General features: G+C 35.4%; 20 protein-coding genes and 3 pseudogenes. 4 read left to right on the forward strand and 19 right to left on the reverse strand.

What is annotated here, in order from left to right; all coding sequences use genetic code 11:
- Positions 1 to 2: 2 nt before the first annotated feature.
- From RCG20_RS02160 to RCG20_RS02190, 7 genes are all read right to left on the reverse strand, one after another.
- The gene (locus RCG20_RS02160; protein ID WP_308182592.1) at positions 3 to 236 is read right to left on the reverse strand and encodes a hypothetical protein; all 234 of its coding nucleotides are present in this window, start codon (positions 234 to 236) and stop codon (positions 3 to 5) included.
- A gap of 488 nt (positions 237 to 724) precedes the next feature.
- A complete protein-coding gene (locus RCG20_RS02165; RefSeq protein WP_308182593.1) occupies positions 725 to 991 on the reverse strand; it encodes a DUF4190 domain-containing protein in 267 nt (88 codons plus the stop codon).
- 489 nt (positions 992 to 1,480) lie between these two features.
- Positions 1,481 to 2,173, reverse strand: coding sequence for a YjjG family noncanonical pyrimidine nucleotidase (locus tag RCG20_RS02170; protein WP_308182594.1), 693 nt, complete (start codon positions 2,171 to 2,173; stop codon positions 1,481 to 1,483).
- 421 nt (positions 2,174 to 2,594) lie between these two features.
- Positions 2,595 to 3,041: a carboxymuconolactone decarboxylase family protein gene (locus RCG20_RS02175; RefSeq protein WP_308182595.1), complete on the reverse strand. Its 447-nt coding sequence runs from the start codon at positions 3,039 to 3,041 to the stop codon at positions 2,595 to 2,597.
- A gap of 120 nt (positions 3,042 to 3,161) precedes the next feature.
- The gene (locus tag RCG20_RS02180; protein WP_308182596.1) at positions 3,162 to 3,476 is read right to left on the reverse strand and encodes a DMT family transporter; all 315 of its coding nucleotides are present in this window, start codon (positions 3,474 to 3,476) and stop codon (positions 3,162 to 3,164) included.
- A complete protein-coding gene (locus RCG20_RS02185; protein WP_308182597.1) occupies positions 3,476 to 3,820 on the reverse strand; it encodes a DMT family transporter in 345 nt (114 codons plus the stop codon). Before RCG20_RS02185 ends, RCG20_RS02180 begins: the two co-directional genes overlap by 1 nt.
- Positions 3,821 to 3,891: 71 nt before the next feature.
- On the reverse strand, positions 3,892 to 4,548 hold the full coding sequence (locus RCG20_RS02190; protein ID WP_308182598.1) for an FMN-dependent NADH-azoreductase: 657 nt from the start codon (positions 4,546 to 4,548) through the stop codon (positions 3,892 to 3,894).
- 294 nt (positions 4,549 to 4,842) lie between these two features.
- On the opposite strand from RCG20_RS02190, the gene RCG20_RS02195 reads away from it, so the two are divergent.
- The gene (locus RCG20_RS02195; protein WP_308182599.1) at positions 4,843 to 6,222 is read left to right on the forward strand and encodes a MocR-like pyridoxine biosynthesis transcription factor PdxR; all 1,380 of its coding nucleotides are present in this window, start codon (positions 4,843 to 4,845) and stop codon (positions 6,220 to 6,222) included.
- A gap of 951 nt (positions 6,223 to 7,173) precedes the next feature.
- On the opposite strand, the gene RCG20_RS02200 is transcribed toward RCG20_RS02195, so the two are convergent.
- The 8 genes and pseudogenes from RCG20_RS02200 to RCG20_RS02235 all read right to left on the reverse strand — a co-directional run bounded on the left by RCG20_RS02200 (position 7,174) and on the right by RCG20_RS02235 (position 17,285).
- Positions 7,174 to 7,905 carry a DsbA family oxidoreductase gene (locus tag RCG20_RS02200; RefSeq protein WP_308182600.1) on the reverse strand — a complete coding sequence of 244 codons (732 nt, stop codon included), beginning with the start codon at positions 7,903 to 7,905 and terminating at the stop codon, positions 7,174 to 7,176.
- A 173-nt stretch (positions 7,906 to 8,078) separates the two neighbouring features.
- Positions 8,079 to 9,602, reverse strand: a complete 1,524-nt coding sequence (locus RCG20_RS02205; RefSeq protein WP_308182601.1) for a succinyl-CoA:acetate CoA-transferase ScpC — start codon at positions 9,600 to 9,602, stop codon at positions 8,079 to 8,081.
- A gap of 132 nt (positions 9,603 to 9,734) precedes the next feature.
- Positions 9,735 to 10,379 (reverse strand): LytTR family DNA-binding domain-containing protein, encoded by a 645-nt coding sequence (locus RCG20_RS02210; protein WP_308182603.1) that lies wholly within the window; start codon positions 10,377 to 10,379, stop codon positions 9,735 to 9,737.
- A gap of 215 nt (positions 10,380 to 10,594) precedes the next feature.
- Positions 10,595 to 12,073, reverse strand: coding sequence for a D-alanyl-D-alanine carboxypeptidase/D-alanyl-D-alanine endopeptidase (dacB, locus tag RCG20_RS02215; RefSeq protein ID WP_308182604.1), 1,479 nt, complete (start codon positions 12,071 to 12,073; stop codon positions 10,595 to 10,597).
- Positions 12,074 to 12,246: 173 nt separating this feature from the next.
- Positions 12,247 to 14,829, reverse strand: coding sequence for a helicase-related protein (locus tag RCG20_RS02220; protein ID WP_308182606.1), 2,583 nt, complete (start codon positions 14,827 to 14,829; stop codon positions 12,247 to 12,249).
- A 92-nt stretch (positions 14,830 to 14,921) separates the two neighbouring features.
- Positions 14,922 to 15,113, reverse strand: coding sequence for a YbxH family protein (locus RCG20_RS02225; protein WP_308182607.1), 192 nt, complete (start codon positions 15,111 to 15,113; stop codon positions 14,922 to 14,924).
- Positions 15,114 to 15,912: 799 nt separating this feature from the next.
- Positions 15,913 to 16,479 (reverse strand): hypothetical protein, encoded by a 567-nt coding sequence (locus RCG20_RS02230; RefSeq protein WP_308182608.1) that lies wholly within the window; start codon positions 16,477 to 16,479, stop codon positions 15,913 to 15,915.
- A 78-nt stretch (positions 16,480 to 16,557) separates the two neighbouring features.
- Positions 16,558 to 17,285, reverse strand: a pseudogene (locus RCG20_RS02235) (IS1595 family transposase).
- Between the two features lie 141 nt (positions 17,286 to 17,426).
- Here RCG20_RS02235 and RCG20_RS02240 point away from each other — a divergent pair.
- Positions 17,427 to 17,683 (forward strand): annotated as a pseudogene (locus RCG20_RS02240) (IS1595 family transposase); the annotation flags it as partial.
- Between the two features lie 82 nt (positions 17,684 to 17,765).
- Here RCG20_RS02240 and RCG20_RS02245 read toward each other — a convergent pair.
- Positions 17,766 to 18,320, reverse strand: a complete 555-nt coding sequence (locus RCG20_RS02245) for a uridine kinase family protein (protein WP_308182609.1) — start codon at positions 18,318 to 18,320, stop codon at positions 17,766 to 17,768.
- 200 nt (positions 18,321 to 18,520) lie between these two features.
- On the opposite strand from RCG20_RS02245, the pseudogene RCG20_RS02250 reads away from it, so the two are divergent.
- Positions 18,521 to 18,698: pseudogene (locus tag RCG20_RS02250) on the forward strand (transposase); the annotation flags it as partial.
- A gap of 297 nt (positions 18,699 to 18,995) precedes the next feature.
- On the opposite strand, the gene ppdK reads toward RCG20_RS02250, so the two are convergent.
- The 3 genes from ppdK to RCG20_RS02265 are packed head-to-tail and all read right to left on the reverse strand — an operon-like array spanning position 18,996 to position 23,122.
- Positions 18,996 to 21,641, reverse strand: coding sequence for a pyruvate, phosphate dikinase (ppdK, locus tag RCG20_RS02255; RefSeq protein ID WP_308182610.1), 2,646 nt, complete (start codon positions 21,639 to 21,641; stop codon positions 18,996 to 18,998).
- A 1-nt stretch (position 21,642) separates the two neighbouring features.
- On the reverse strand, positions 21,643 to 22,458 hold the full coding sequence (locus RCG20_RS02260) for a pyruvate, water dikinase regulatory protein (protein WP_308182611.1): 816 nt from the start codon (positions 22,456 to 22,458) through the stop codon (positions 21,643 to 21,645).
- 16 nt (positions 22,459 to 22,474) lie between these two features.
- Positions 22,475 to 23,122 carry a transcriptional regulator CcpN gene (locus tag RCG20_RS02265; protein WP_308184269.1) on the reverse strand — a complete coding sequence of 216 codons (648 nt, stop codon included), beginning with the start codon at positions 23,120 to 23,122 and terminating at the stop codon, positions 22,475 to 22,477.
- A gap of 238 nt (positions 23,123 to 23,360) precedes the next feature.
- On the opposite strand from RCG20_RS02265, the gene RCG20_RS02270 reads away from it, so the two are divergent.
- The gene (locus RCG20_RS02270; protein ID WP_308182612.1) at positions 23,361 to 24,182 is read left to right on the forward strand and encodes a YitT family protein; all 822 of its coding nucleotides are present in this window, start codon (positions 23,361 to 23,363) and stop codon (positions 24,180 to 24,182) included.
- Positions 24,183 to 24,191 lie beyond the last annotated feature (9 nt).

A 24,191-nucleotide genomic window follows, 5' to 3' on the forward strand; every position in this document is an offset into this window, starting at 1 on the left:
TACTAAGCTGTGCGGTTTTTATTCCTGCTTTTATATATCCATTCCGCAATGAATCCAATAACAAAACCAAAGATAATTGGATTCAATGAACCACCAAAGGTAAATCCGCCATTTGAGGTTTCCTCAAAATTGAACCATTTTAAAGATTCGATATTAAACAAATGACCGCACAAGTATAATACAGAAGTTGTAACAATAAATACAATTATTGGAATCCAGAAAGTTTTCTTTTTCATTCAAATACCTACCTTAATTGGATTTTAATGTAAATTAATAGAAAGTCAATCATATTTTTTTTTAATATAGCAACAATATTTACGAAAACAGCCTTAAAATAAAATGGATTAGTTCTAAATACTAAGCCCCCGTTTGTTTAAGAAGAAAGCACATTAACTTACAAAAATAACCTTATTCATCTTTGTTTTTACTAAAATTATTCCAAGCATAATATACAAGCCAGAATACTAGTCCAGTAAGTAATGCAAGTGGTTGAAATTCTTCAGCTAAATAGAAGAGAAGTAGAACTCCAATTATTAATAATGACGGCATTAGTATCCAATATCGTTTGTTTTTAAAGTCTTTAATACCGCATCCCCCTTTATAAAGTTTTAATCTTTTATATTCTCATATTCAATAATATGTATCTGTTATTTGATTAAGGAAACGGCATTACCTTTCTTTCAGGAAAGCACTCGATGTGAAATAAGCAATAATCCAACAATAACTAGCCTAAGTTAGTAACAGAAGTGAAAGCGACATAACCCAATATTGCAAAGAGTTGTATTACAATTCCCACCACACTACAAATTAAACCAGAAGTTGCTAGTCCCTTGCCACCTTCTTTTGTTTTTAAAATCTCTTTCGATGCTTTTCTTGAAACTACAACTCCTATAACACCTAGAACTAATCCAATTATAGGTATTATGATTGATAGAATGCCAAGAGCTAAGGAAGTTATAGAATTACTATTTGTTTCAGTTTTCTCGACCATCAAAATCCCCCATCTCCTCATAAATTTAAAAAAGCTCTTCTTCAACTCTTCTGACCTTTATCACAAAATCTTAATAATCAATTTTAACATAATATTCCAATTTGTTTTCACAAAAAAATAAAGCAATCATCTGTATGACCGCCTTATCATTTCTTGTCCCTGTTTGTTTAATAAGGATATTTTTTACAATGGCTGTTTTCGTAAGCTTTATTGTATTTTAAGGTATTGGATAATATAATTATAATATTCAAATAAATGGTAAAACCTACTTCAAATGTCATATAGCATATATCGTAAAAAGGGGTCAAAACAGGCATGAACATTCAAAAGGGATGAACAAGCTGTTGACCATTTTATATTAAACCAATTTAATGATGAAATGGTCAACGCAGTAAAAGATTATTGCAAAAAGAATTCAATATAATTCGTGGGATAAAAATTATAATGTTGTGCACTTAGAACAATGGGGAAATGTTTTGTTGTTAATGATTAAATTTTACAGATTTCTTTTAACTCTGATAAATAATTTATCGTATATGTGCTTTTAATTGTATTTAATCCAGATGATATCTTATTTGATGGATTAAACAAACAAGTATCGATACCCATATTGATTCCGCCTAATATATCAGTGTTTGGAGAATCTCCAATAATAAGCAACTTATCTAAAATTATATCATCAATATAATTGATGACATGTTCAAAGAATCTTCGATCAGGTTTTTGAAAGCCGATTGATTGAGAATCAAATATTTCACTGAAGAATTTATACAAACCAGACATTTTTAATCTTTTGATTTGAGTTTTTCTTATCCCATTTGTAACAATCATCATTCTATGTGTTGTCGAAAGCTTTTCACATATTTCCAATGCACCATCAATTAAGAGATATCCATCAGCGAGATATTCCCGATATTTATTTTCCCAATCAATACCATCTATATCTATATTATGTAATTTTAACGCTTCTGAAAATCGTGAATTTAACACTTGTTCTAATGGTATTTCACCTTTTTCATATTGTAACCATAAATTTTTGTTAATCAAATCATATGTATTTCTAATTTCGTTAGTCAATGGAACTTTGTGTTTTGAAAATAAATTTTCCAGAGCAATTTGTTCATATGCATTAAAATCAAGTAATGTTCCATCTAAATCAAATAATAAAGTTGAATATTTCATTTTTACTCCTCTGAAACATAGATAAGTCTTCTTCACAAATTTAATTTTATAATTAAATTTGTGAAAGGTAATAAATTTTATTATTAATACAGACTATGGTCAATTTCGTGATACTTACTTGTAGTTTTTATACAAAATACTCAATGATCATAACATTTGGAGCTTTTTTAAAGTCTTTTCGCTTCGAACAGCATGCTATCGTAAAGTATAATTCATTCAGAAAATCTGCTACATGTTTAAAAATGCCTTAAGTTACCTCTAATTCATACAGTGTGTTGTCAAACTGCACGAATGTCAAATAAGTTCCAAGCTTGAATGGTTCTTGATTCTGAATCAATCTAGCCATACTATACAAATCAAGCGCTAATCCCTTAACAAGGATAGCGCATGATTGCTGTAGTGCATACATAAATAAAATTTCTTATTTTGCAGTTGTTGCGAAAGCTCCCATTGAAATGGAGATTCGATTCCAGTTATTAATTTGATTGATTAAAATAACAAGATCTACATAATCTTTTTCACTAAAATGTTTACGCACTAGATTATAAAGATCATCAGGTACACGCTTAGTTGGAATTAACGTTACATGTTCAGTTAATTCTAATGCCACTTTTTCAGCATCTGTGTAGAAATCGCAATCTCTCCATGCGCTGACACAGAATAAACGCTGTTCCGTTTCACCCATTTTTCGAGCGTCAGTCGTATGCATATTAATACAAAAAGCACAGCCATTAATTAGAGAAGCACGGATTTTAATTAATTCACGGAGTTTACGATCTATTCCAGTAGATCCATTATACTTTTCCATTTCCATCATAATTTTAAGTGCTTCAGGTGCTACTTCCAAATAATTAATGCGTTGTTCCATGTTCATTCCTCCTAAATATTGTTACAGACTATAAGAATGTCTGTTATCAGGATATGAATCTGTTAGTCATATTCTGATAACAGACAACCTTAAAGGCCCCTGTTCTTAACAATTGTATTGTTACGCTGTCAGTTTCAAACCAATAGCTGCTATTAAGGTCATACTTATAAATAAAATTCGCTTCCAATCATGTGATTCCTTATAAATTAACATCCCTACTAGTGTACCCCCTATGGTACCCATTCCAGTCCAGACTGCGTATGAAGTCCCCATCGGGAGTACTTGCATTGCTAAACTTAGAAACCCAAAGCTCAATATCATCCCTCCTAAAAAAGTGGTAAATGACCTTAAGTTTCTATGTTTACTTATTTCGTTCATACCTGAAACTGCAACCACTTCAAATACACCAGCTAAAATAAGATAAGTCCAATCCACTACACCGCCTCTCCTTTTTCATCCGAATCTTCATTTGTTAACATTTTGAGACCGACCACACCAGCCAACAGCAAAAGTATAAGGAATAATTTAATCCAACTGAATGGTTCTTCAAAAATAATTATTTCTGCCAGAACTGCTCCCATTGTGCCAATACCAGTAAAAACTGCATAAACAGTACTGACTGGCAACCTATTGGCAGCACAAATCAACAAGTAAGTTGAAATAAAAATTGCTATAATTGTGCCAATCCACGAACCCCAATTACTAGAGTGTTTTAACCCAATTACCCACAATATTTCAAAAAAAGCTGCTTCGAAAACAAATGTCCAATCTCGATTCATTTAATCCTCCCTAAAAACTCTGTTATTCTATTCTTTTAAACATCCCTACTATGATAGATACTAAGAGACGTCTATTCATTTTCAAGTTTTTCAGTCGATAAACGTACGGCAGCTTCTTCTGCTTCCTTATATGCTTTTTCCAATATGTCTTCAAGATTTAATAGAGCAGTCCCTTGGGCCCTAATTATTTGATAATCTTCAATTCCCATTAAATTAAACATTGATTTCAGGTATTTATGAGAGTATTCAACCTCGGAATACCAATCGTTATTTGTATAAATTGATCCGCTGGCTTGTATAACGAGTAAACTTCTGCCATCTTTTAGTAAACCCATTGGTCCATTTTCCGTGTATTTAAAAGTCTCCCGAACAATAAGAATGTTATCCATATAGTCTTTTAGCTTTGAAGGTATGTTAAAGTTATGCAGAGGTATAACGATTACATACTTATTTGCGCTTTTAAATTGATGTAATATCGTAGTCATACGCTGAGTAATTCTTCTCTCTTCATCTGTAATCCGTTCACCTTCCGCTAACTTTTTCCAAGCACTTAAAACAGTAGGACCAATGGAGGGTATATCTTCACTGTAAAGATTTATTATTTCAATCCTCTCTATTGGATTTTTTAGCTCTTTATAAAGCTTCAAGAAATGATTGTATACCTGCAAGCTAAAAGAAGATGGAGAATCACCATTCGAGTGAGCATTAATTACAAGCATTTTATCCATTAATAATTCTCTCCTGTAACTAGAAATATTATCATTGCTGTCGAAATAGTTAATCGTATTGTGTACTCAATTGTCATGGAATGTTGAAAAATTTAATTGAATGGATCTTAACGTAAATAATAATCAGTGAAGCAAACAAATTAAGAAAAATTAATGAAAAATTTAAATTAAAAAATTATCACGTTCGAGTTCCCCCATTGTTCTTTTGAAAACTAACAATGCTATTGTATAATGCAATCTGACATCTAAAAAGGTACAATTATATAAAAATATACATGTCAAAGGTGGTAGTTAATGAAAAATACAATATTTGCTTTTAGAGAAGGTTCCCCTAAATACAAACAAATTTATGAACAATTTAAAGTATTTATTGAGAAGGGTGACATAAAAACTAACGATCAATTGCCTTCTATTCGTCAACTTGCAGAATCCCTTCAAGTAAGCAGAAATACGACGTTAATGGCATATGAGCTACTTGTAGCTGAAGGTTATATCCGTGGTGAAGGGAGAAAAGGATATTTTGTTAACGAATTGGAGCCAATGTTATTTCAAAATGTTTCAATTCCTACAGATAAAAAGGAAACAAAATCGGTAACACCTGTGATAATAGATTTCCGAGCAGGAGCCGTCGATCAAAACAATTTTCCTCTGAAAACTTGGAGAAAAATTGCTAATCACGTTTTAACATTAACGGTGAGCTATCAATACGGGGAACCATTCGGTGAAGACTGCTTACGTGAACAAATAGCTACTTATTTATTGCAATCTCGTGGTGTTAAAACACATCCAGATTCCATAATAATCGGCAGTAGTACCCAACAAATGTTGATTAACCTTGTACACATATTAAAGGATGAATATTCAAGCATAATTGTAGAAGACCCAGGATTTGATGGAGCTAGGAAGGCCTTTCAATTCCATCGTTTAGCACTTGAAACAATACCAGTTTATGAAACAGGTATTGATTTTTCAAAATTAGAAGATATGATGTCAAGGTTAATCTTTGTAACTCCTTCCCATCAAAGTCCAATAGGGGTAAGTATGACCATTCAACAACGACAGATGCTTATCCATTGGGCTAACAAATTGAAAGGCTATATTATCGAAGACGATTATGATAGTGAATTCCGGTATTCGCAAAAACCATTGCCAGCACTTGCTTCTATAGATTCTACTAGGGTTATATATATAGGGAATTTTTCAAAGTCATTCCTTCCAGGAATTCGTCTAAGTTATATGGTACTTCCACAGAATCTTCTAGATCTTTATAAAAAGCAATATATTAATTTCGATAGTATGACTTCCCTCCATAGCCAACTTACAATGGCAAAGTTTATGGAAAAAGGAGAATGGATACGTCATCTTAAAAGAATGCGACTTGTCTATAAGCGAAAAATGCAGTGCTTTGTTTTAGAATTAAAGAAGCAATTCAAGCAAAATATAACCATTATTGGAGAAGAATCTGGTTTATACTTACTAGTAAAATTGCATTTAGATCTTTCAGAAAAATGGTTAATTCAGCAAGCTTCTTTATATGGGGTGAAAGTTTATCCTACCTCTATTTATTTTGTTAAGAATCAATCAGATGAACCAATTATTAAGCTAGGATTTAGCCATCTAACTTGCGGTGAAATACAGTTAGGCGTTAAGCTTCTAAAAAAGGCATGGTCATAAATAGCCACTATAGTAAAAGGTTGAGTGTTCCATCTGATCCTTTTTAAGCTAACCTATCCCTTAAGTGCGTTTATTCACAAACTTTATTTCATCTGAACATAAATATCCAATTATACTTAGACTTAACTTCCAGTCTAATCATTTTTTGTATAAGGATTTGTATATCAAAATGTTGGTTAAATTGTAGTAGTACAACAGCCAGTGTACCACTACAATTTGGTGTGAATTTTCCTATACAAATTTTAGTGTAATTTCTGCACAAAAAGCTTTACATCATAAAAAAATGAGTGACAAATTCATATACAATTTGGCACTCATTTTAATTTACATTTTTAATGTTTGCGATAGGTAACGGAACCTGTTACGGGTTATTCCCAGTTTTTCTTATGGTGCTCGATTAATTTAAGTCGTTCATGCCCCTGATGAACGCCATTTTTAATGATGACTGATCACTTTTGGTCGTTCATAACCTTGATGAAAGACCTTTTTAATGATGATCGACCGATTTTGGTCGTTCATGACCCTGATGAATGCCCTTTTTGATGATGCTCGACCGATTTTGGTTGTTCATGACCTTATTGAAAGACAATCCCCCCAAATAATGCAGTAATTTACCTTTTTTACATCGCCTATTTTTAAAACTCATTTTTGCCTTTGACGCCTTATTGATTGGAGCGGAGGGTGCTGACTCCTGGGGGATTAGCGTTACAGGGGAGACCCCGCAGGAGCTTGCGACGAGGCTCGACGAACGCCCCCCGGAAAGCAAGCACCTAAAGCGGAAATCAATAGACAAATTTTAAAGAACATTATTTGAAGACTTTTTCTTATTCCAATAAAAAACAGCATACCAATTTGTATGTTAATTGATATGCTTATTCCTAGGCTATTTGAAATGTTTCTCCACAAAAAAGGAACTACTTATTTCCGAACAACACAGCTTTTTCCTAATTATTACTTTTTCTTATCTGGTATTATACAATTCCCATCTGAGCAGCTTGCATCCTCTGTACCTTCAGTAGATAAAACCTTCAGTATTGGCGTAGCTGATTCCTCCTGCCAAGCTTTTTGGAGAGCATTTGAAAACATTTCAGTTGGTTGTGCACCAGAGATAGCAAATTTTTGATTAAAAACAAAATAGGGTACACCACTGATGCCATATTTCCTAGCTTCTGCTTCATCTAAACGAACTTCATTTGCAAAAGCTGACTGGTCCTGCAGGACTGCTAACGTTTCTTCGCGGTCAATTCCTGCTGCTACGGCTATTTCTGCTAATGTTTTATGATCACCTAAGTCCTGAGATTCACTAAAATACGCATAAAGGAGTTTTTCAGTAACTTTTCCTTCTTTTTTGAGGGTTTTTGCAAATTTAGTCAACCGATGGGCATCAAATGTATTTGTTGGCTTCATCGAATCAAAATGAAAGGTTAACCCCACATTTGCTGCCTGCTGACCCACATTGAGATTAGCCTGTTTTGCTTGATCAAGGCTCATCCCGTATTTTTTTGCTAAAACTTCATGAATACTTTTTCCATTATACTTTGGTGAATAGGGATCAAGCTCAAAGCTTTTAAATTCTACCTCTACTTGATCTCTAAAGGAGAATTGAGCTAGTGCTTCCTCTAAACGACGCTTTCCGATATAACAAAAAGGACAAACAAAATCTGACCAAACTTCGATTTTCATTTTCACACCTCATAAATTCTTAAAAATTAACTCTTATATTATCATATTAAGTAACAAAACTAACTTACATTGCTCAATTCTTACTAAGAAACAATCGATCTTTATTCTATGATGGAATAGAAAATAGACAGGAGAATGAATCTCCTGTCTATTTTTAAAAATTCAAATGGCATTTATTTTGTTTCGTTGGCAGCTTGCAAAGTTTCTTGCAACATTGTTCCATTCTTAGCAAAATTAACATGCCATGATAAAGCTTTTTCAAGAACATGCGGAGTTTGACCGCCTCTTGTTAGTGCCTCTTCATAATAATTCCTTAGTTGCTCACGGTATGATGGATGGACACAATTTTCAATAATGAGTCCAACGCGCTCTCTTGGAGCTAAGCCACGCAAATCTGCATACCCTTGCTCTGTAACGAGAACATCTACATCATGCTCAGTATGATCAGTGTGTGAAACAGATGGAACAATACTTGAAATTTTTCCGCCTTTTGCAATCGATTTTGTGACAAAGATGGCTAAACGAGAATTTCTAGCAAAGTCACCAGATCCGCCAAGTCCATTCATCATATGTGTACCAAGTACATGAGTTGAATTGACATTTCCGTAAATATCAGCTTCTAATGCTGTATTGATTGCAATCAATCCCATACGACGAATGAGTTCTGGGTGATTGGAAATTTCCTGCGGGCGAAGCACCACTTTATCACGATATTTATCGAAATTTCCGTAAACCGCTTCCATTTTTTCTTCAGACAATGTGATCGAACAGCAGGATGCAAATTTCACTTTACCTGCATCCATTAGGTCGAATACAGCATCTTGTAGTACTTCGGAGTAAACTGTTAAATTAGTAAACTCTGAATCTACCATACCATCTAATACAGCGTTTGCCACAGAACCAATTCCTGATTGTAATGGCATAAGTTCAGGAGTCAATCGACCAACTTCAATCTCATTTCGTAAAAAGTTCATTAAATGGTTTGCCATTACAAGGGTTTCTTCATCAGGTGGAACAATTGTTGATGGTGAATCTTGATACTCTGTTAGGACAATACCTTTTATTCTATTCATGTCTACTGGGATTCCAATAGTTCCAATTCTATCATCAGGTTTTACTAAAGGAATTGGGCCACGATCCCCTTGAGGTCCAGGAGCATACAAGTCGTGAATTCCAATAAATGATTCAGGTTGTAAAGTATTTAATTCAACAATAATTTCTTTTGCATGTTGAACAAAAGCCATAGAATTCCCAATTGAAGTTGTTGGAACAATCATCCCATCTTCAGTTATGGCAACTGCTTCCACGATAGCAATGTCAATTGGTAGAATACCTGAACGAACCAATTCAGACACATGTGATAAATGTATATCAGTAAATAGCATTTCTCCAGAGTTTATTTTTTTACGCATTGTTGCATCTGCCTGAAATGGCAAACGTTTGTTAATAATACCTGCTTCAGCCATAATTTTATCAATATCTGCCCCTAGTGAAGCACCTGTAAAAATATTTACTTTAATAGGTTCACTTTCAGCCCGTTTTACCAATGCTAAAGGAACTGCCTTTGCATCTCCTGCTTTAGTAAATCCACTTAGTCCTAAGGTCATACCATCTTCAATCCAAGATGCTGCCTCTTCTGCTGAAACAACTCGTTCACGTAAGCTCTCATTTTTAATACGCAGTAACTTATTTTCCATTTTCCCCCACCCTTTCATAACATTATACCCCATTCACTATTGTAAGCGATTCTAGCTTCACAATAGGTAATTTAGGACAGAATTAGAAAATATAAGGATGAAACGGAAGGATACAAGCATGAAATAGAATATTCAGAATCCGAGCAATTTTCTGAAATGAGCTGAATATGATTGGCTTACAGGAATCCGATTATTATTTCTCATAAGCAGAACAAATGTTGAATGGGTGTCAGGGTAAATTTCCTTTATATAATGGACATTTACAATATATGAACGATGGCAGCGGACAAAAAAGTCTTTTGGTAAAAGAAATTCAAAATCATTTAGTGGAAACTTATGGGTGCCAATAATATCTTCCCCATGTACGTAGGTCTTTCGATCCTTTGCCTCGACGTACATGACATTTGAAAAAGGAATTGGAATCCAACCATCATTAATTTTCAACGTCACAACAGATTTTGCATCAGTGAGCGTTGGAAAAATCGATGTTATACACCCCTTCAATTCTCCATCATTAAAATACGGAACTGCCATCCCACGATAAGGAACTCCGTATACATCTCGACTAATAAATTCAGAAACCTTTTGCTGTTGCATTAAGGCTTTATGTGTTATCGTTCCTTCTTTAACGGGATCCCCAGGTTTGATTTTCAGATCAATTCGTTTACTAGGTTGGTAATAGATAAATTCCTTGTCATTTGAAATAGCGATTGAAGTTTCATCCATCAGCAATTCACCAATCACATTTAATAGAGAAATTGCAGTTACTCTTTCCATTGTAAAAATCCTTTCGTGATAGAATCTATTCAATTGAAAATCTATCATTTCTATTTATTATACAGGCTTTTTGACCACAATTGGCTCCAACATTTAGATTAAAATGCAAGATTTTCTTACAAATAGCTCGTATAAATAAGAATATCTAACAAAAATGCATGACATATTTGCCGATATTAATAGCTGTACCTTAACGATACAGCTTGTTTACTCTCCTATTGATTAACTAAAATACCCACTATCTTATCCTCTATCTTTTTTCCCTTTGATTCATCCAGTAAATTATTTAATAAGATTGAAAAAATCAACGTTTGTCCACTATTTGTTTTTACATAACCAGATAATGAACTGACGGTAGAAATGGTTCCTGTTTTTGCCTGAACCCTTCCTACTACAGTCGAATTTTTGAATCGATTTCTTAGTGAACCCCCCAGCATTTTTTCGTTTTTTCCTCCCACTGGTAATGAATTCAAATAGAATGGAAACCATTTTTCTTTTTGAATGGAATATAAAAGATACGAAATTTGATTAGGTGGAATTAAATCAACATGGGAAATCCCAGAACCGTCACGGATAACTATTGTTTTTGGATTAACTCCTAATTTAGTTAGTTCTGTTTTCAGGACCGATAGTCCTTTCTCCCAACTTCCCATTCCTTTTGAAACTTTTCCAATTTCCTTTATCAGTATTTCTGCATGTCCATTGTTGCTTAATTTCATGAATGGGATAAGAAGAGCTGATAATGGCATTGATTTATTAGAAGTCAGGACTTGAGCATTTTTGGGAGTAACTCCTATTTTTATTTTTCCGTTTATTTTAATATCCTGCTTTGCTAATGACTGTTTAAATAGGACTACTGCATATCGTGTTGGATCCCATACAGAAATCCATTCTCTTGACTTTTTTGCCTTAACTGGAATTATTCCATTAATTGTAATTATATTCTTGCCGTGCTCCCGATCAAAGGTCACTTTCTTTTTTTCAGTTGGTGCCACTGTCCTAACTTTATTCACGATTTTCACATAATTAGATTTTGGAATAATTTTAGCGAACGCTTTATCGCCAATCTTTTTTCCGGGCAAGACTTCAATAATAACGGTTCCAGCATCAAAGTCTTTATTCGGTGAGGAAGTTAATGCTGACACTTGCGCACCGTAATAAGTGGATTCATCACTCCAAGGCAAATCAATTGAATAGCGGACATTATCGTACCAGTAATCATCGCCTACAAGGTCTCCATTTATTTTTTTCACACCTGAATTTTTGAGGTTTTCTGCCATCATATTGAAATCTTTCTTTAAAAGAGTCGGGTCTCCCATCCCTTTTAAATATAAATTTCCTTTTAGCGTATTCTTTTTTTTCATACCATCTGTAAGAACCTCAGTTAAAAAGGTATGATTCTCACCCAGAACAGACAGAGCAGCAGCGGCTGTTAACAATTTCATATTGGAGGCTGGGCGCAACCGGACATCTCCAAAATGGCTGTAGATGATTTGACCACCTGAAGCAGAACGAATGCTGATTCCTGCGATGGCTCCGTTTAGGTCAGGCTCATTCTTTAAAAGCTGATTCAATTTTATTCGTAGGGCTTCTTGGTCTTCCATGGCTTTTACAGAAGGTTCTTGACTTTGAAGTGTTGGCACCAAAGCCAAAATGAAAATGAATAAAAGGAGTACAATCGATTTCTTTTTCATTCCTGCTTCCAACCTTCCATATAATTGTTAATCAAGCTTCCAAAATCTTTCATTCCCTAATACCCTACTATTGCCATCCAGCAATTTGTTATACTGTGGCTCAAAAATTATTGGTTTTTCACATATAAAAAAAGTTAAGTAGGAATACCACCTACTTAACTTATGTTCATTTCCTAAAAATTGGAGAAGTCATCATCAAATCTCTTTCGATATCGAGCCGAATGGCAGGAATCGCAAATTTGAAAACTACTTTCCCATAGAATCTTCCTTCCACAATTTTTACATTTTTTCGTGAAATTTTTTACATCCGTTTTTAATTTTTCGTGGACCTGATCACTGATTTCTTCCCGTACTCGTTCCCAATAGAGAGCCTCAGTTCTTCGATCTAACCGGTACAGGAACAAGAGATGGAGCCCTATGGATTTATAGGTCAGCTCTAGTTCCTCAAGGCTTTTCTTTTTCATTTCAGGTTCAGGAAGTTCCTGATCTTTTACTATCGCAAACATTGTTTGTTCCCATTGACTAATAAGCTTTGGCTCCCGAGTGGAAAATGGCAAGTGCAAAAAGCCATAAAGATCCATTAACGATAGCCTTCCCTCAATATCAGTGTCGCGAATAATGTTATAGAGCTCCCGCTCCTCTGTGAGAGTTGCTTTCTTTGTACCTTCTGGGCTTTTAAACATCTCCCAAAGTTCAAAAAATGTACCGAGATCTCGATAGTATTTTTGAAAGCGCTCAAAGACAGAATTTGTAGGTGCAATTGCAAAGGTATGAACGGGTTCATCTTCTTGCAAAAGCAACCGCTTCATGTTTTTAATATCACTAATAAATGCAACTTTCCCTACATTATAAATTCCTTTTCTTCCTGCTCGGCCGGCAATCTGTTTAACTTCTTGTGAAGTTAATTGCCTCCTTCTTGTTCCATCAAATTTTTCATTTTCCAAAAACACAATCCGGTGGATAGGCAGGTTTAATCCCATTCCAATCGCATCTGTTGCAACAATAACTTTTGTCCTACCTTCATTAAATTGTTCGATTTGTTTTTTTCTAGTTTCAGGTGGCATGCTACCATAGATCATACTAACTGCGTGTCCATCGTTTTGAAGCCTTGCCGCTGTCTCCAAGACGCGCCTTCTCGAAAAACAAATCAATGCGTCACCTTTATTGATTTTCTTAATGTTAAATTCCTTCATTTCTACTTCAAGCGGTGTTTCACGGCTATATTCATGTACTTCAATATTGGCGTTTCCTAATAATTGTAGCACCATTGTTTTTGCATTTTTACTCCCAATAATATGTACCTCATTGGCATTTGCTTTCGTAATGGCTTTATACCATGAAAAACCTCGATCTTTATCAGTAATCATTTGTGCCTCATCAATAACAATAACATCATAAAAATCTTTTTCATGAAACATTTCGACCGTTGAGGAGATGTGATTTGCGTTTATAACCACTTTCTCTTCTTCACCGGTCTTTAATGTGCATGGAGTTCCCTCCCCGTTTAATTTATCAAATACTTCTAGTGCCAGTAAGCGAAGTGGAGCTAGGTATAATCCGCTTTTTGCCTCCTTCATCCGTTCCAGGGCATGATGAGTCTTCCCTGTGTTGGTCTCACCAATATGAAGAACGTAGTTAATTTTTCGTCCTGGAGATGGATTGTATTCGTGCCCAAAAATTTCATCCATTATTCGTGCTTCTTCTTCTGCTTTTCGTTTGATTTCTGCAAGTTCTTGCTCTTTTTTCCTTTCTCTTTCTTTGAGATCCCGTTCATAAATTTCTTGATGTGCAGCTTCATTAAATGGGACTTCAGCTAAATTTAGTAGATCGGAAACATATTCCTGTTGGATGTCTTCAAAAAATTCCGTTTCAAGGCCATAAAGAATTTCACCGATACTAGACCTAATGAAAGACGGAGAAATTTTTTCGTGGAAGGTCAGCTCAAATTGCTCCCGTACGTGTGGAGTTATCATATCTAGCACTTTTTCTGGTAAAAGTTCCGATAGAAATTTTCCAATGAACCTTTCGTATTCATAATAATAGGTTTCATATTCGAAGTAGCCTCGCCCCCAGTGTAAAGTCTTGTGGATATTTCCAGTTAGTTCAAGAAAAAAGTCAGAGATGGTTGTATATAAAGAGGGATCAAAGGAACCTTCTTCGACTAATTTTTCTTCGAGCGCAAATACATCTTCACGGTGAAATTTTACCTTTTTATGAAAGTCATCTACCAGACGGGTGGCAATAAAATGTCTAACATATAAATATAAACGATCTATATTATCTTCAACAAATTCATCGCTAATTTTCTCAATTTCATTTTGAATATCTTCTTTTAATTTAATAAGCTTAAAAGTTTCTTCTTGTTTGAGAAATTCCAATCGGGCCTTGTGATGCCTCTCATCCCATACATGCCCCCTCCCTGAAAAAGTATCCTTTAACCAGGAAAGGACATCAAAAGGGCGATACGTTCTCATTTCATTTCTAAACAGTTTATTGATTACCTTTTTGTCAATCCCTTCTACTTCAAAGCCTTTTTCTCTGATAAATTGCTTTTTCTCTTTCCTTGGTACATCATTTGTTGCTTTATTTAACCACACATTAATCCATATTTGTTCAATATAATGGCTTCGATCTATCAAATATTCCTCGAAAGTTGGAATCATCTCCCGACCACCGATATAACGGTCAATATCTTCGAATATTTTATTCTTTGTTTGATCAATAGCCAGAGGGTAAATAATAGAAAGTTTATTCAAGTATCATATCCCCATTCCCAAGCTTTACATTTTTCAATACCATTATTCTATCATAAAAAATAAAAACCGAACAAATATTCGGTTTTATGAATTTAGATTTGATGATCTTCACAATAGTGATTAACCAATTCTTCAATTTGATCAATCTCTGGAAATTTTCCAGAAAACGCAAATTTAATTTCTTCGATAAAATGGTTACGGTTATAGACATGGATAGCGCCTTTTTGCTGAATCACACTAAATTCCGGTATAAATTGATAACCATTTCGTTCAATTGCCCCCATATTAAATCACCTTTTTATCAAATTTTTTATAGTATTTGCTGAAAATCTCTGAATCATCCAGTTTTACAACAAGCCAAAAATATAAATTGTTTAATATTTCACCGCGTTAATTAATTATATTGATATTAGTATATAGGATTTTAAACAAGTCTGTTGATTTCCACTCCAGGCGCTCGCTTTCCGCGAGCGTGCCGGGTAGCCTCCTCGGCGCTGATGCGCCTGCGAGATCTCCCCTAATGTCATTAACTTACGTTTCCAAATGGTGTAAATAAACAATTACTTTTAGAATTTCCGCATAAATTGTTGTTTTCGGTCCATAACTTTGCCCGTTGATTTCCTCTCCGGGCACTCGCTTTCCGCGGGGAGGTCCGTGAGCCTCCTCGTCACTTCGCTCCTGCGGGGTCTCCCGCGACCTCTACATCCCGCAGGAGTCGAGTGCCCTCCGCTCCAATCAACTCAGGTGGATAAAATAAAATCAGTTGAAAACAACAAGATAGTCAAATCCATTATAACAAAATGCAATGCAAGTGAGCGGGTGTGGCGAAGCAATAGAAAGATACCCTCTATCAAAAATCGTTTTTTAATCCACTTTCTTTTAATTTTTCATTCAGTTACTTTTTACCTATCTAATAGATGCAGGAGTAAAGTTTGTGATTCGAATCCCTATTAATAATTATAGAAATACTATCAACTCTGCTTTGCCTGATCAAATGATTGAGTTTAAAAAGAAGGCTCTGTTAAATTTTAATGTTGATAAATTGCATGAATTTTTAAGAAAGCCCTATTTATAAGGGTTTTCTTATTCTTTATTTAAGTTTTTCGGAAAGTAGGGATATTTATTAATTTCGGGGTATTTTCTTAATAAAGATTGGATATACACTTCTACACTTTCGATGCATCCTTCTTCAAAATCGTTATACTTCATAGAATTATACTCAGTTATTGGCATTTCTTTTTGAAAGCAGACCTTTTTTCCATCATACCAATAATACTTATCTTCTCCCCAATCTCTGACACAGGATGCAAAAGAAACGATGTCTTCTTTTTCATCCAAAAGAACACAAAGCTCTATACTGGTTTGGTCATCTTGTAAAAAGTATTGTTTTTTCACTTTCAACATTTTAGGAGTAGCTAATAGAGAATGAATAAAAGGGAATACAGGTACTCCAATCCCACTCTGATTGATATAATTTTCAGTAAAATACGAATCACCGTAATATGAGGGTGAAAAATTTTCAAAAAATGATTGACCATTTATATGAATATCTAATCGACACCAAAAATCTATATCAACTAAATCTTCTTCAAACAATTCAGGTAAAACTTTGTCTGGTTCTGTGTGGAAGATAAATTTTAGTTTTGTCATACTTATTCAACCCCTTAACGATAAATACACACTAAACGACAATCCTTTTCCTTCATATAATACTCAGTTGAATAAGAGTTACACATTGAATTTTGACATTCGTAAACTGTCATATGTGTCCGTCATTTCAAATACAAATGATGTTAATAGAAATTCTTTTATATGCTGTTTAGTGCTTTAATGGCAACCTTGGAGACAGTTGCTTTTGTTCGGTGTCTGGCAACGAGAACACAAACCTGTTCGTGGCCTATTCCTCTATGTTTGGACTTTCCGCCACGTTTGCGAGGTTTACGTTCAGTAATGCCCCGTTGCCCATTTTGAGAGTACAGAAAATAGGTTTCGTCAATTTCAACGATACCTTCAAAATGTTCAACATCCACTTGTTTTAAGGCGTTTAACAGTTTGTGCCTCCAATAAAAAAGCGTAACCCAAGCAACCCCTACGATTTCAGCCGATTTTCGCAGGGAATATCCATTGAACATACAGTCAACAAAAGTATTCCATTCGTTGCCTTTTCGAGTACGGTACAAAACCGTGTTAGTTGTGTCAGTAAAGGTTTTGTTACAACATTTACAGCGATAATGTTGCCGACCATTATATTTTCCAAACCGAACAACGTGGTCGGAAGCACAATGAGGACACTCAAATCCTTGAATGAAGTGAGTTTCCCTCATTTCATTGATTAAACGACCACCAGCAGAGGATGAAGCGTCAACATAGCGTTTAACCTATTGGTAAACTTGTTCTTTTTTGGTATGCGGTAATTTGTTGATATACTTTAACAAGTTGCTAAACGCTTTGCACACCTTGACAACCTCCTCCGAATACTTGTTCTTATGCTAATAATATTACGAATTCGGACAGGTATCAAATATCAACATTTACCTTTAACAGAGCCAAAAAGAAAAAAAGAATAATTCGCTTAAGGGCTATAACATTTGATTTAGCCTCAGGGACCAAGCAAAGAGGAGTATGTCAAAAAAGGTATCTACCATCTTTAAAACGTCAACAACTATTACAAACGACTAAAGAGATGGATAGGTTCCAAGGAGTGGCGACGAAGTATTTTGATAACTACCTCTACTGGTTCAGCTTCCTTCAGCAAAGTAAGAAGATGGCGGAAAAAGAGCAGATAAACCAAATGCTCCTCAGTGCTTGCCAAAATTCAAATAGTATTACGGTCAATTTCCTACGTGAAGTATAAAAAAACAGCCATTCTTTTACGAAACGGCTGTATTCCTTATTCAGTTAAAGCACCCGATACCTTGAATAAGTAAATTATGTTGTTAATTTAATATCCAATTACGTACTATATCTAAGGATTTATTAGGAGTTATAGAACCGTTTAAGATTAAATCTGCGTACCATTTTGTAGGTTCAACAAACTCGTTATGACGATGCCTGACTAAATCAAGATATGCTGAAGAGATTTCGTCAAAGGTTTGTTCGTTTATATCTCTTTTTAATCTCCTAACTAATCTCTCATCTGATGGGCAATCAACAAATATCTTCAAATCTATTTTTTCTCTAATTTCCTCAAAATACAAGACCATTAAGCCTTCAACTATAATAACATCAAAAGTCTTTGCTGATATAAAATGATTAATATCTCTTATTAATCTATCCATATCCACAGAAGTTGGATGGTCATAATCATCATATTCCTTCCCATTGTAAGGAGCATTTACTTTAGGCTTAGCCTCTCTAAAATAATCATCAGTAGATATTGTTTTAACTTTTAATACATCTAAGTTCTTTGCCAAATTACTACAAAAGGTGGTTTTGCCGCTTCCAGAACCGCCTGCGATTCCAATTACAATACAACGCTCTATTTCTTTCATTATGAACTCCTTTACTTATCTATCTTCTTCGATATGATTTTTGAATTATTCTGCACTTTAGCTAAATAAGGCTTTTCATATATAATACCGTAAAAGGTAGATTATTCCTTGCTTTACTCAATAGCAACAATCTTTATGAAAAGAGCCTTTTAAAATCATGTTTATTGGTTATATTTATAAAAAATGCTTTATAAATTGGAAAGGAAAAAATTGAGCGAAGCTTCGCAGACTCAGGAAGAGCTACATGAGCTTCACTATTGCCGGTTACGGGGATTGAAGAATGCAAGTGATCAGGCTCTTTTTACTGCATCCTGCCAAAATATAAAAAAGATTGCAACACACCTAGCAAGGTTAGAAAAGTGTGTTGCAATACGATAAGTTGATTTGCCCCCTGTTGATTGGAGCGGAGGGCACTCGACTCCTGCGGGACAGAGAGGTCACTGGAGACCCCGCAGGCGCCAAAGGCGATGAGGAGGCTCCAGGACATCCCCGCGGAAAGCGAGTGCCAGGAGCGGAAATCAACAGGACAATTTGCAGAGATAATCAATAAATTTGGAATTTCGATTCTAACAAAATAAAAATTGCCGAGAAAAATACTCCTTTCTCGACAATCTAAGGGACCTATGCACTAAGCATAGGTCCCTTCAAATTTTAAGCCTTTTTTTAAAAAGCTCCCTAATTCTTCACATTTCGAATCGTTGCTTGGGCAGCAGCAAGCCTTGCTAGTGGTACACGATATGGAGAACAACTTACATAATCAAGTCCTGTTTTATAGCAGAATTCGATAGAGCTCTTCTCTCCGCCATGTTCCCCGCAAATTCCAGTTTTCAGTCCTGGTTTTGCTTGGCGACCTAACTTCACTCCCATTTCTACGAGTTTACCTACACCTTCTTGATCAAGTACTGCAAACGGATTTTCTGGAAGAACTTTTTGCTCAATATATGCTTGCAAAAATTTACTTTCTGCATCATCACGGCTATAACCAAAGGTTGTTTGTGTTAAATCATTTGTTCCAAATGAGAAGAAATCTGCTTCGGCTGCAATTTGGTCTGCTGTTAAGGCAGCACGTGGGATTTCAATCATTGTCCCAATCGTATATTCAGTCTCTATGCCAGTTTCGGTTTTTACTTTTTCTCCGGAATCAATAACCAATTGGCGCATTTGTTTTAATTCGTTAACATGTCCTACAAGTGGGATCATGATTTCTGGCTTTACTTCCATCCCTTTATCCGCTAATTTTGCAGCAGCATAAAAAATGGCTTTTGCTTGCATTTCATATATTTCCGGATAGATTACCCCTAAACGACAGCCTCTGTGGCCAAGCATTGGGTTAAATTCATCTAACTGGCGAACTTTTTTAAGAAGTTGCTCTTTTTTCTTCAATTCAGATGAATTTGGATCTAAAATTTGAAGTTTTGTTACTTCTACAAGGAGTTCTTCTTTATCAGGTAAGAACTCATGTAAAGGTGGATCCAATAAGCGAATTGTTACAGGATGTCCCTCCATTGCTTCAAAGATTCCTTCAAAATCACCTTGTTGCATTGGTAATAGCTGGTCAAGAGCTTCCATTCGATCCTCGAAGTTATCTGCAAGAATCATTTTTTGAACAATTGGGATTCGCGTGCTGTCCATAAACATATGTTCTGTACGGCATAACCCAATTCCACCTGCACCAAATTCAAATGCTTTCTTAGCATCGGTTGGGTTATCAGCATTTGCACGAACGCCAATTTCTCTTACTTCATCAGCCCAAGAAAGGAGTAGCTGGAACTCATCGGAAAGTTCAGGCTCAATCATTGGAATTTCACCTAGCATAATTTCACCAGTCGACCCATCAATCGTAATAATATCGCCGTAATTGACAATTGTTTCACCAATTGAGAATTGTTTTGCTTTTAAATCAATTTTTAAAGCTTCACATCCACAGATACACGCTTTTCCCATACCCCTTGCAACAACGGCAGCATGGCTTGTCATTCCACCTCGGCTTGTAACAACCGCTTGGGCTGCAATGATACCATGGATGTCATCAGGCGTTGTTTCAGGGCGAACAAGAATGACTTTTTGTCCATCATTACCTAAAAGTTCAGCTTCATCCGCATCAAATACAACTTTACCTGTTGCAGCACCAGGTGATGCTGGTAATCCTTTTGCTAATTGTTTGCGAATAAATGTATCATCAATTCGGCGGTGCAGAAGTTGATTTAATTGATCAGGATCTACACGGAGTAGAGCTGTTTTTTTATCAATAATACCTGCTTCAACCATATCTACTGCAATCTGAATTGCTGCTTGTGCTGTGCGTTTTCCAGTACGTGTTTGTAAAATAAATAGCTTTCCACGTTCAACCGTAAACTCAATATCTTGCATATCTAAATAATGCTGTTCAAGACGATCACAGGTTGCTGTAAATTGCTTGAAAACTTCTGGCATTTCATCCTTTAAAGTTGCAATTGGCTGAGGTGTACGGATACCTGCAACAACGTCTTCCCCTTGGGCATTGATTAAATATTCTCCATAAAGAATAGACTCACCTGTTGATGGATTTCTAGTAAAGGCAACACCAGTTCCCGAATCATTGCCCATATTACCGAATACCATGCTTTGGATATTAACAGCAGTACCTAAATGGCCAGGAATTTTATTTAGGCGACGATAAACGATTGCCCGCTGATTATTCCATGAGTCAAATACAGCGTTAATAGAAAGGAATAGTTGCTCTTTAGGTTCTTGTGGAAATTCCTTGCGCGTATGTTTTATAACAATTTCTTTATAGCCTGCAATAACTTCCTGCCAGTCTTCAGCAGTCAATTCTGGGTCTGTTGTATATCCCTTTTCCTCACGGATTTCTTCTAAAAATTGTTCAAAATAAAAACCATCTATTTGAAGAACTACATTGCTAAACATCTGAATAAAACGGCGATATGAATCATAAGCAAACCGCGCATTATTTGTTAACCTAGCAACACCTTCGACAGTTTCATCATTCATTCCAAGGTTCAAAATCGTATCCATCATCCCTGGCATTGAGAAAACAGCTCCAGATCGAACAGAAACGAGTAATGGATTTTCAGGGTCGCCAAGTTTCTTACCCATTTTTTCCTCAAGAATGTTTAGTGCCTCTAATACCTGATTTTCAACAATCGTTGGGATGGTCTTTTCTGTTTCATAATAAGCATTACATGCTTGTGTTGAGATGGTAAAACCATAAGGGACAGGTAAACCAATTCGTGTCATTTCAGCTAAATTAGCTCCCTTTCCTCCTAAAAGTTCCTTCATATCGCTATTACCTTCGTTAAATAGATAAACAAATTTCTGCATATTAATGCTCCTCTCTTTTCTTTAATACATCTAAAATTAAACTAGCCGTTTCCTCGACTGCTTTGTTGGAAACATCGATGATTGGACAACCAACACGCTTCATTATTTTTTCAGCATAATCTAATTCTTCCAAAATACGCTCAAAACTTGCATAATTTGCTTGGGATCCAAGCCCAAGGGCACGAAGCCGTTCCGTACGAATTGCATTTAATTTGTCCGGTGAGATGATCAATCCAATACAATTTTTTCGTGGTATTTTGAAAAGTTCATCTGGCGGTGGTACCTCAGGAACCAGTGGAACATTCGCAACCTTATAACGTTGATGAGCTAAATACATCGATAGTGGCGTTTTCGATGTCCGTGATACTCCCATTAGAACGATGTCAGCTCGCAAAACACCACGGGGGTCTCGGCCATCATCATATTTCACTGCAAATTCGATAGCTTCTATTTTTCGAAAATAATCTTCATCTAATTTGCGTAATAATCCTGGTTTCTGATTTGGCATTTTGTTAAATTTCTGCATAAATGCATCCATGAGGGGATTTAACAAATCAACTGCATGGATTTCCTCTTCTGCAGCACGATGATCCAAATATGCCTTTAGAAATGGAATGACAAGTGTATAAGCGATGATTGATTGTGTCTTTTTAGCAAGAGTTAAAACATCCTCAATATCTTCAATCTCTTCTACATAGGAATTGCGGCGAATTTCTACATGACCACCATTAAATTGGGTTGCCACTGCTTTTACAACAAATTCTGCCGTTTCCCCTACGGAGTCAGAGATAATATATACTATTTCCTTCTGATTCAAAGTCGCTCACACTCCCTTATTGTTCACTGATTTCAAGATATGCACGTGTTATCGTCGTCTTTGTAATCCGACCAATGACCAAATATGTATGTGGCATTTGATCAACTTCCCTTACAACAGGCAGTGAATCTATATGGTTGATAATCATTTTGTTTGCTGCTTCCAATAACGTTTCTTCCGGCTTTATCATGATAATATTTGGCATTCTTGTCATAATAACGCTAACTGGCAAATTCTCAAGGTTTTTATTGCCAATTGCCGTTCGAAGTAAATCTTTTCGTGATATAACACCTGCTAAATAACCATTTTCATCAATCGCATATAAGGTACCGACATCCTCTAAAAAAAGCTGGACAATCGCATCATAAACAGAAGTAGATTTCTGAATAACAATAGGGTGTGCTTTGAAATTTGCTACTTGTTGCTGAACAAACTTTTTAGCTTGAAGCACCATTTCCCGATCTTCGTTGAAAAAATAACCGACACGCGGCCTAGCATCAAGATTTCCTGCCATTGTTAAAATAGCTAAATCTGGTCTTAAAGCAGCACGTGTGAGTGAAAGCTTATCAGCAATTTGTTTTCCCGTAATCGGTCCATTGCTTTTAACAATTTGCAAAATTTCTTCCTGTCGATTTGTCAGTTTAATAGTGTCCACCCCTTTCATCAATAAAGATGCAATATATGATGTATTAATTATCAATGTGCTATACTTTTTAATATATAGTATATCCCATTTAAAATCAATAAAAATAATTTGTTTAATTTCTAAAAAATAAATAGAATGATTATGAATTTTCTTATTTTGTTTGTTGCAGAATCTTTGCTAGCAAACACACTTATTTCGATATAAACTACAACATGGGAGAAACTAATCCTTAGAAATGAATATGAGGTGCATCAAAGTGAAACAAATCTTACTAAGAACCTTAGCTATTACGATTCTAACCTTTATTATGGCCTTTGCTTTAAATAGTTTTCTAATTCCCTATAAAGTACTCACAGGCGGAGTTACTGGAATCTCAATTATTATCCATCAGTATATCCCCTTAAATACTGGCTGGATCATCTTACTTATCAACATACCTTTATTTATATTGGGGTACTTTCATCTAGGAAAAAGATTTATGTTTTTAACGATTTATTCAATTTTCCTACTTTCCTTGGCAATGAAAATGATTCCCGTCCATGCATTTAGCCATGACATTCTGTTGTCATGTATATTTGGTGGAGTTCTATTCGGATTATGTGTGGGCGCAACTATTCGTTTGGGTGGTTCCAGTGGGGGACTCGACATTATTAGCGTCATCCTTTCGAAGAAGAAGGATATATCTGTTGGGTATTTGAGTACATACATGAATCTGGGGGTTGTAATTACATCTGCATTTGTGTTTGGCACTGATAAAACGCTTTACACATTGTTCGCCATATTCGCATCAGGTCGAGCTGTTGATACTGTTTACACAAATTACACAAAATTAACGATTACGATAGTTACTGAAAACTGGAAAGAATTAAGTGAAACCTTAATAAAATTGCATCCACGCGGAATTACCATGACAAACGCAGAAGGTGCTTATACCCATCATCCAAAAAAGGTTTTAACCACAGTTATTACAAAATACGAATTACCTGAAACAAAAGAAGCCATCCGTAAGCAAGATCCAGGTGCTTTTGTTCATATTACAAAGGCAATTGAAGTTATGGGACGATTTCGGAGAGAATAAAAAGAAAAG

The organism is Neobacillus sp. PS3-40, assembly GCF_030915485.1.
Taxonomy (GTDB): Bacteria; Bacillota; Bacilli; order Bacillales; family Cytobacillaceae; genus JAUZPL01.

What these genes read in the sequence shown, in the direction of transcription:
- RCG20_RS02160 (WP_308182592.1), bottom strand. Translation starts at nt 236, where the DNA reads ATGAAAAAGAAAACTTTCTGGATTCCAATAATTGTATTTATTGTTACA.
- RCG20_RS02210 (WP_308182603.1), bottom strand. Translation starts at nt 10,379, where the DNA reads ATGGAAAGAGTAACTGCAATTTCTCTATTAAATGTGATTGGTGAATTG.
- RCG20_RS02225 (WP_308182607.1), bottom strand. Translation starts at nt 15,113, where the DNA reads ATGGGGGCAATTGAACGAAATGGTTATCAATTTATACCGGAATTTAGT.
- ppdK (WP_308182610.1), bottom strand. Translation starts at nt 21,641, where the DNA reads ATGCAGAAATTTGTTTATCTATTTAACGAAGGTAATAGCGATATGAAG.
- RCG20_RS02200 (WP_308182600.1), bottom strand. Translation starts at nt 7,905, where the DNA reads ATGAAAATCGAAGTTTGGTCAGATTTTGTTTGTCCTTTTTGTTATATC.
- RCG20_RS02265 (WP_308184269.1), bottom strand. Translation starts at nt 23,122, where the DNA reads ATGAAAGGGGTGGACACTATTAAACTGACAAATCGACAGGAAGAAATT.
- RCG20_RS02190 (WP_308182598.1), bottom strand. Translation starts at nt 4,548, where the DNA reads ATGGATAAAATGCTTGTAATTAATGCTCACTCGAATGGTGATTCTCCA.
- RCG20_RS02185 (WP_308182597.1), bottom strand. Translation starts at nt 3,820, where the DNA reads ATGAATCGAGATTGGACATTTGTTTTCGAAGCAGCTTTTTTTGAAATA.
- RCG20_RS02165 (WP_308182593.1), bottom strand. Translation starts at nt 991, where the DNA reads ATGGTCGAGAAAACTGAAACAAATAGTAATTCTATAACTTCCTTAGCT.
- RCG20_RS02205 (WP_308182601.1), bottom strand. Translation starts at nt 9,602, where the DNA reads ATGGAAAATAAGTTACTGCGTATTAAAAATGAGAGCTTACGTGAACGA.
- RCG20_RS02245 (WP_308182609.1), bottom strand. Translation starts at nt 18,320, where the DNA reads ATGAAAGAAATAGAGCGTTGTATTGTAATTGGAATCGCAGGCGGTTCT.
- RCG20_RS02230 (WP_308182608.1), bottom strand. Translation starts at nt 16,479, where the DNA reads ATGACAAAACTAAAATTTATCTTCCACACAGAACCAGACAAAGTTTTA.
- RCG20_RS02175 (WP_308182595.1), bottom strand. Translation starts at nt 3,041, where the DNA reads ATGGAACAACGCATTAATTATTTGGAAGTAGCACCTGAAGCACTTAAA.
- dacB (WP_308182604.1), bottom strand. Translation starts at nt 12,073, where the DNA reads ATGAAAAAGAAATCGATTGTACTCCTTTTATTCATTTTCATTTTGGCT.
- RCG20_RS02170 (WP_308182594.1), bottom strand. Translation starts at nt 2,173, where the DNA reads ATGAAATATTCAACTTTATTATTTGATTTAGATGGAACATTACTTGAT.
- RCG20_RS02195 (WP_308182599.1), top strand. Translation starts at nt 4,843, where the DNA reads ATGAAAAATACAATATTTGCTTTTAGAGAAGGTTCCCCTAAATACAAA.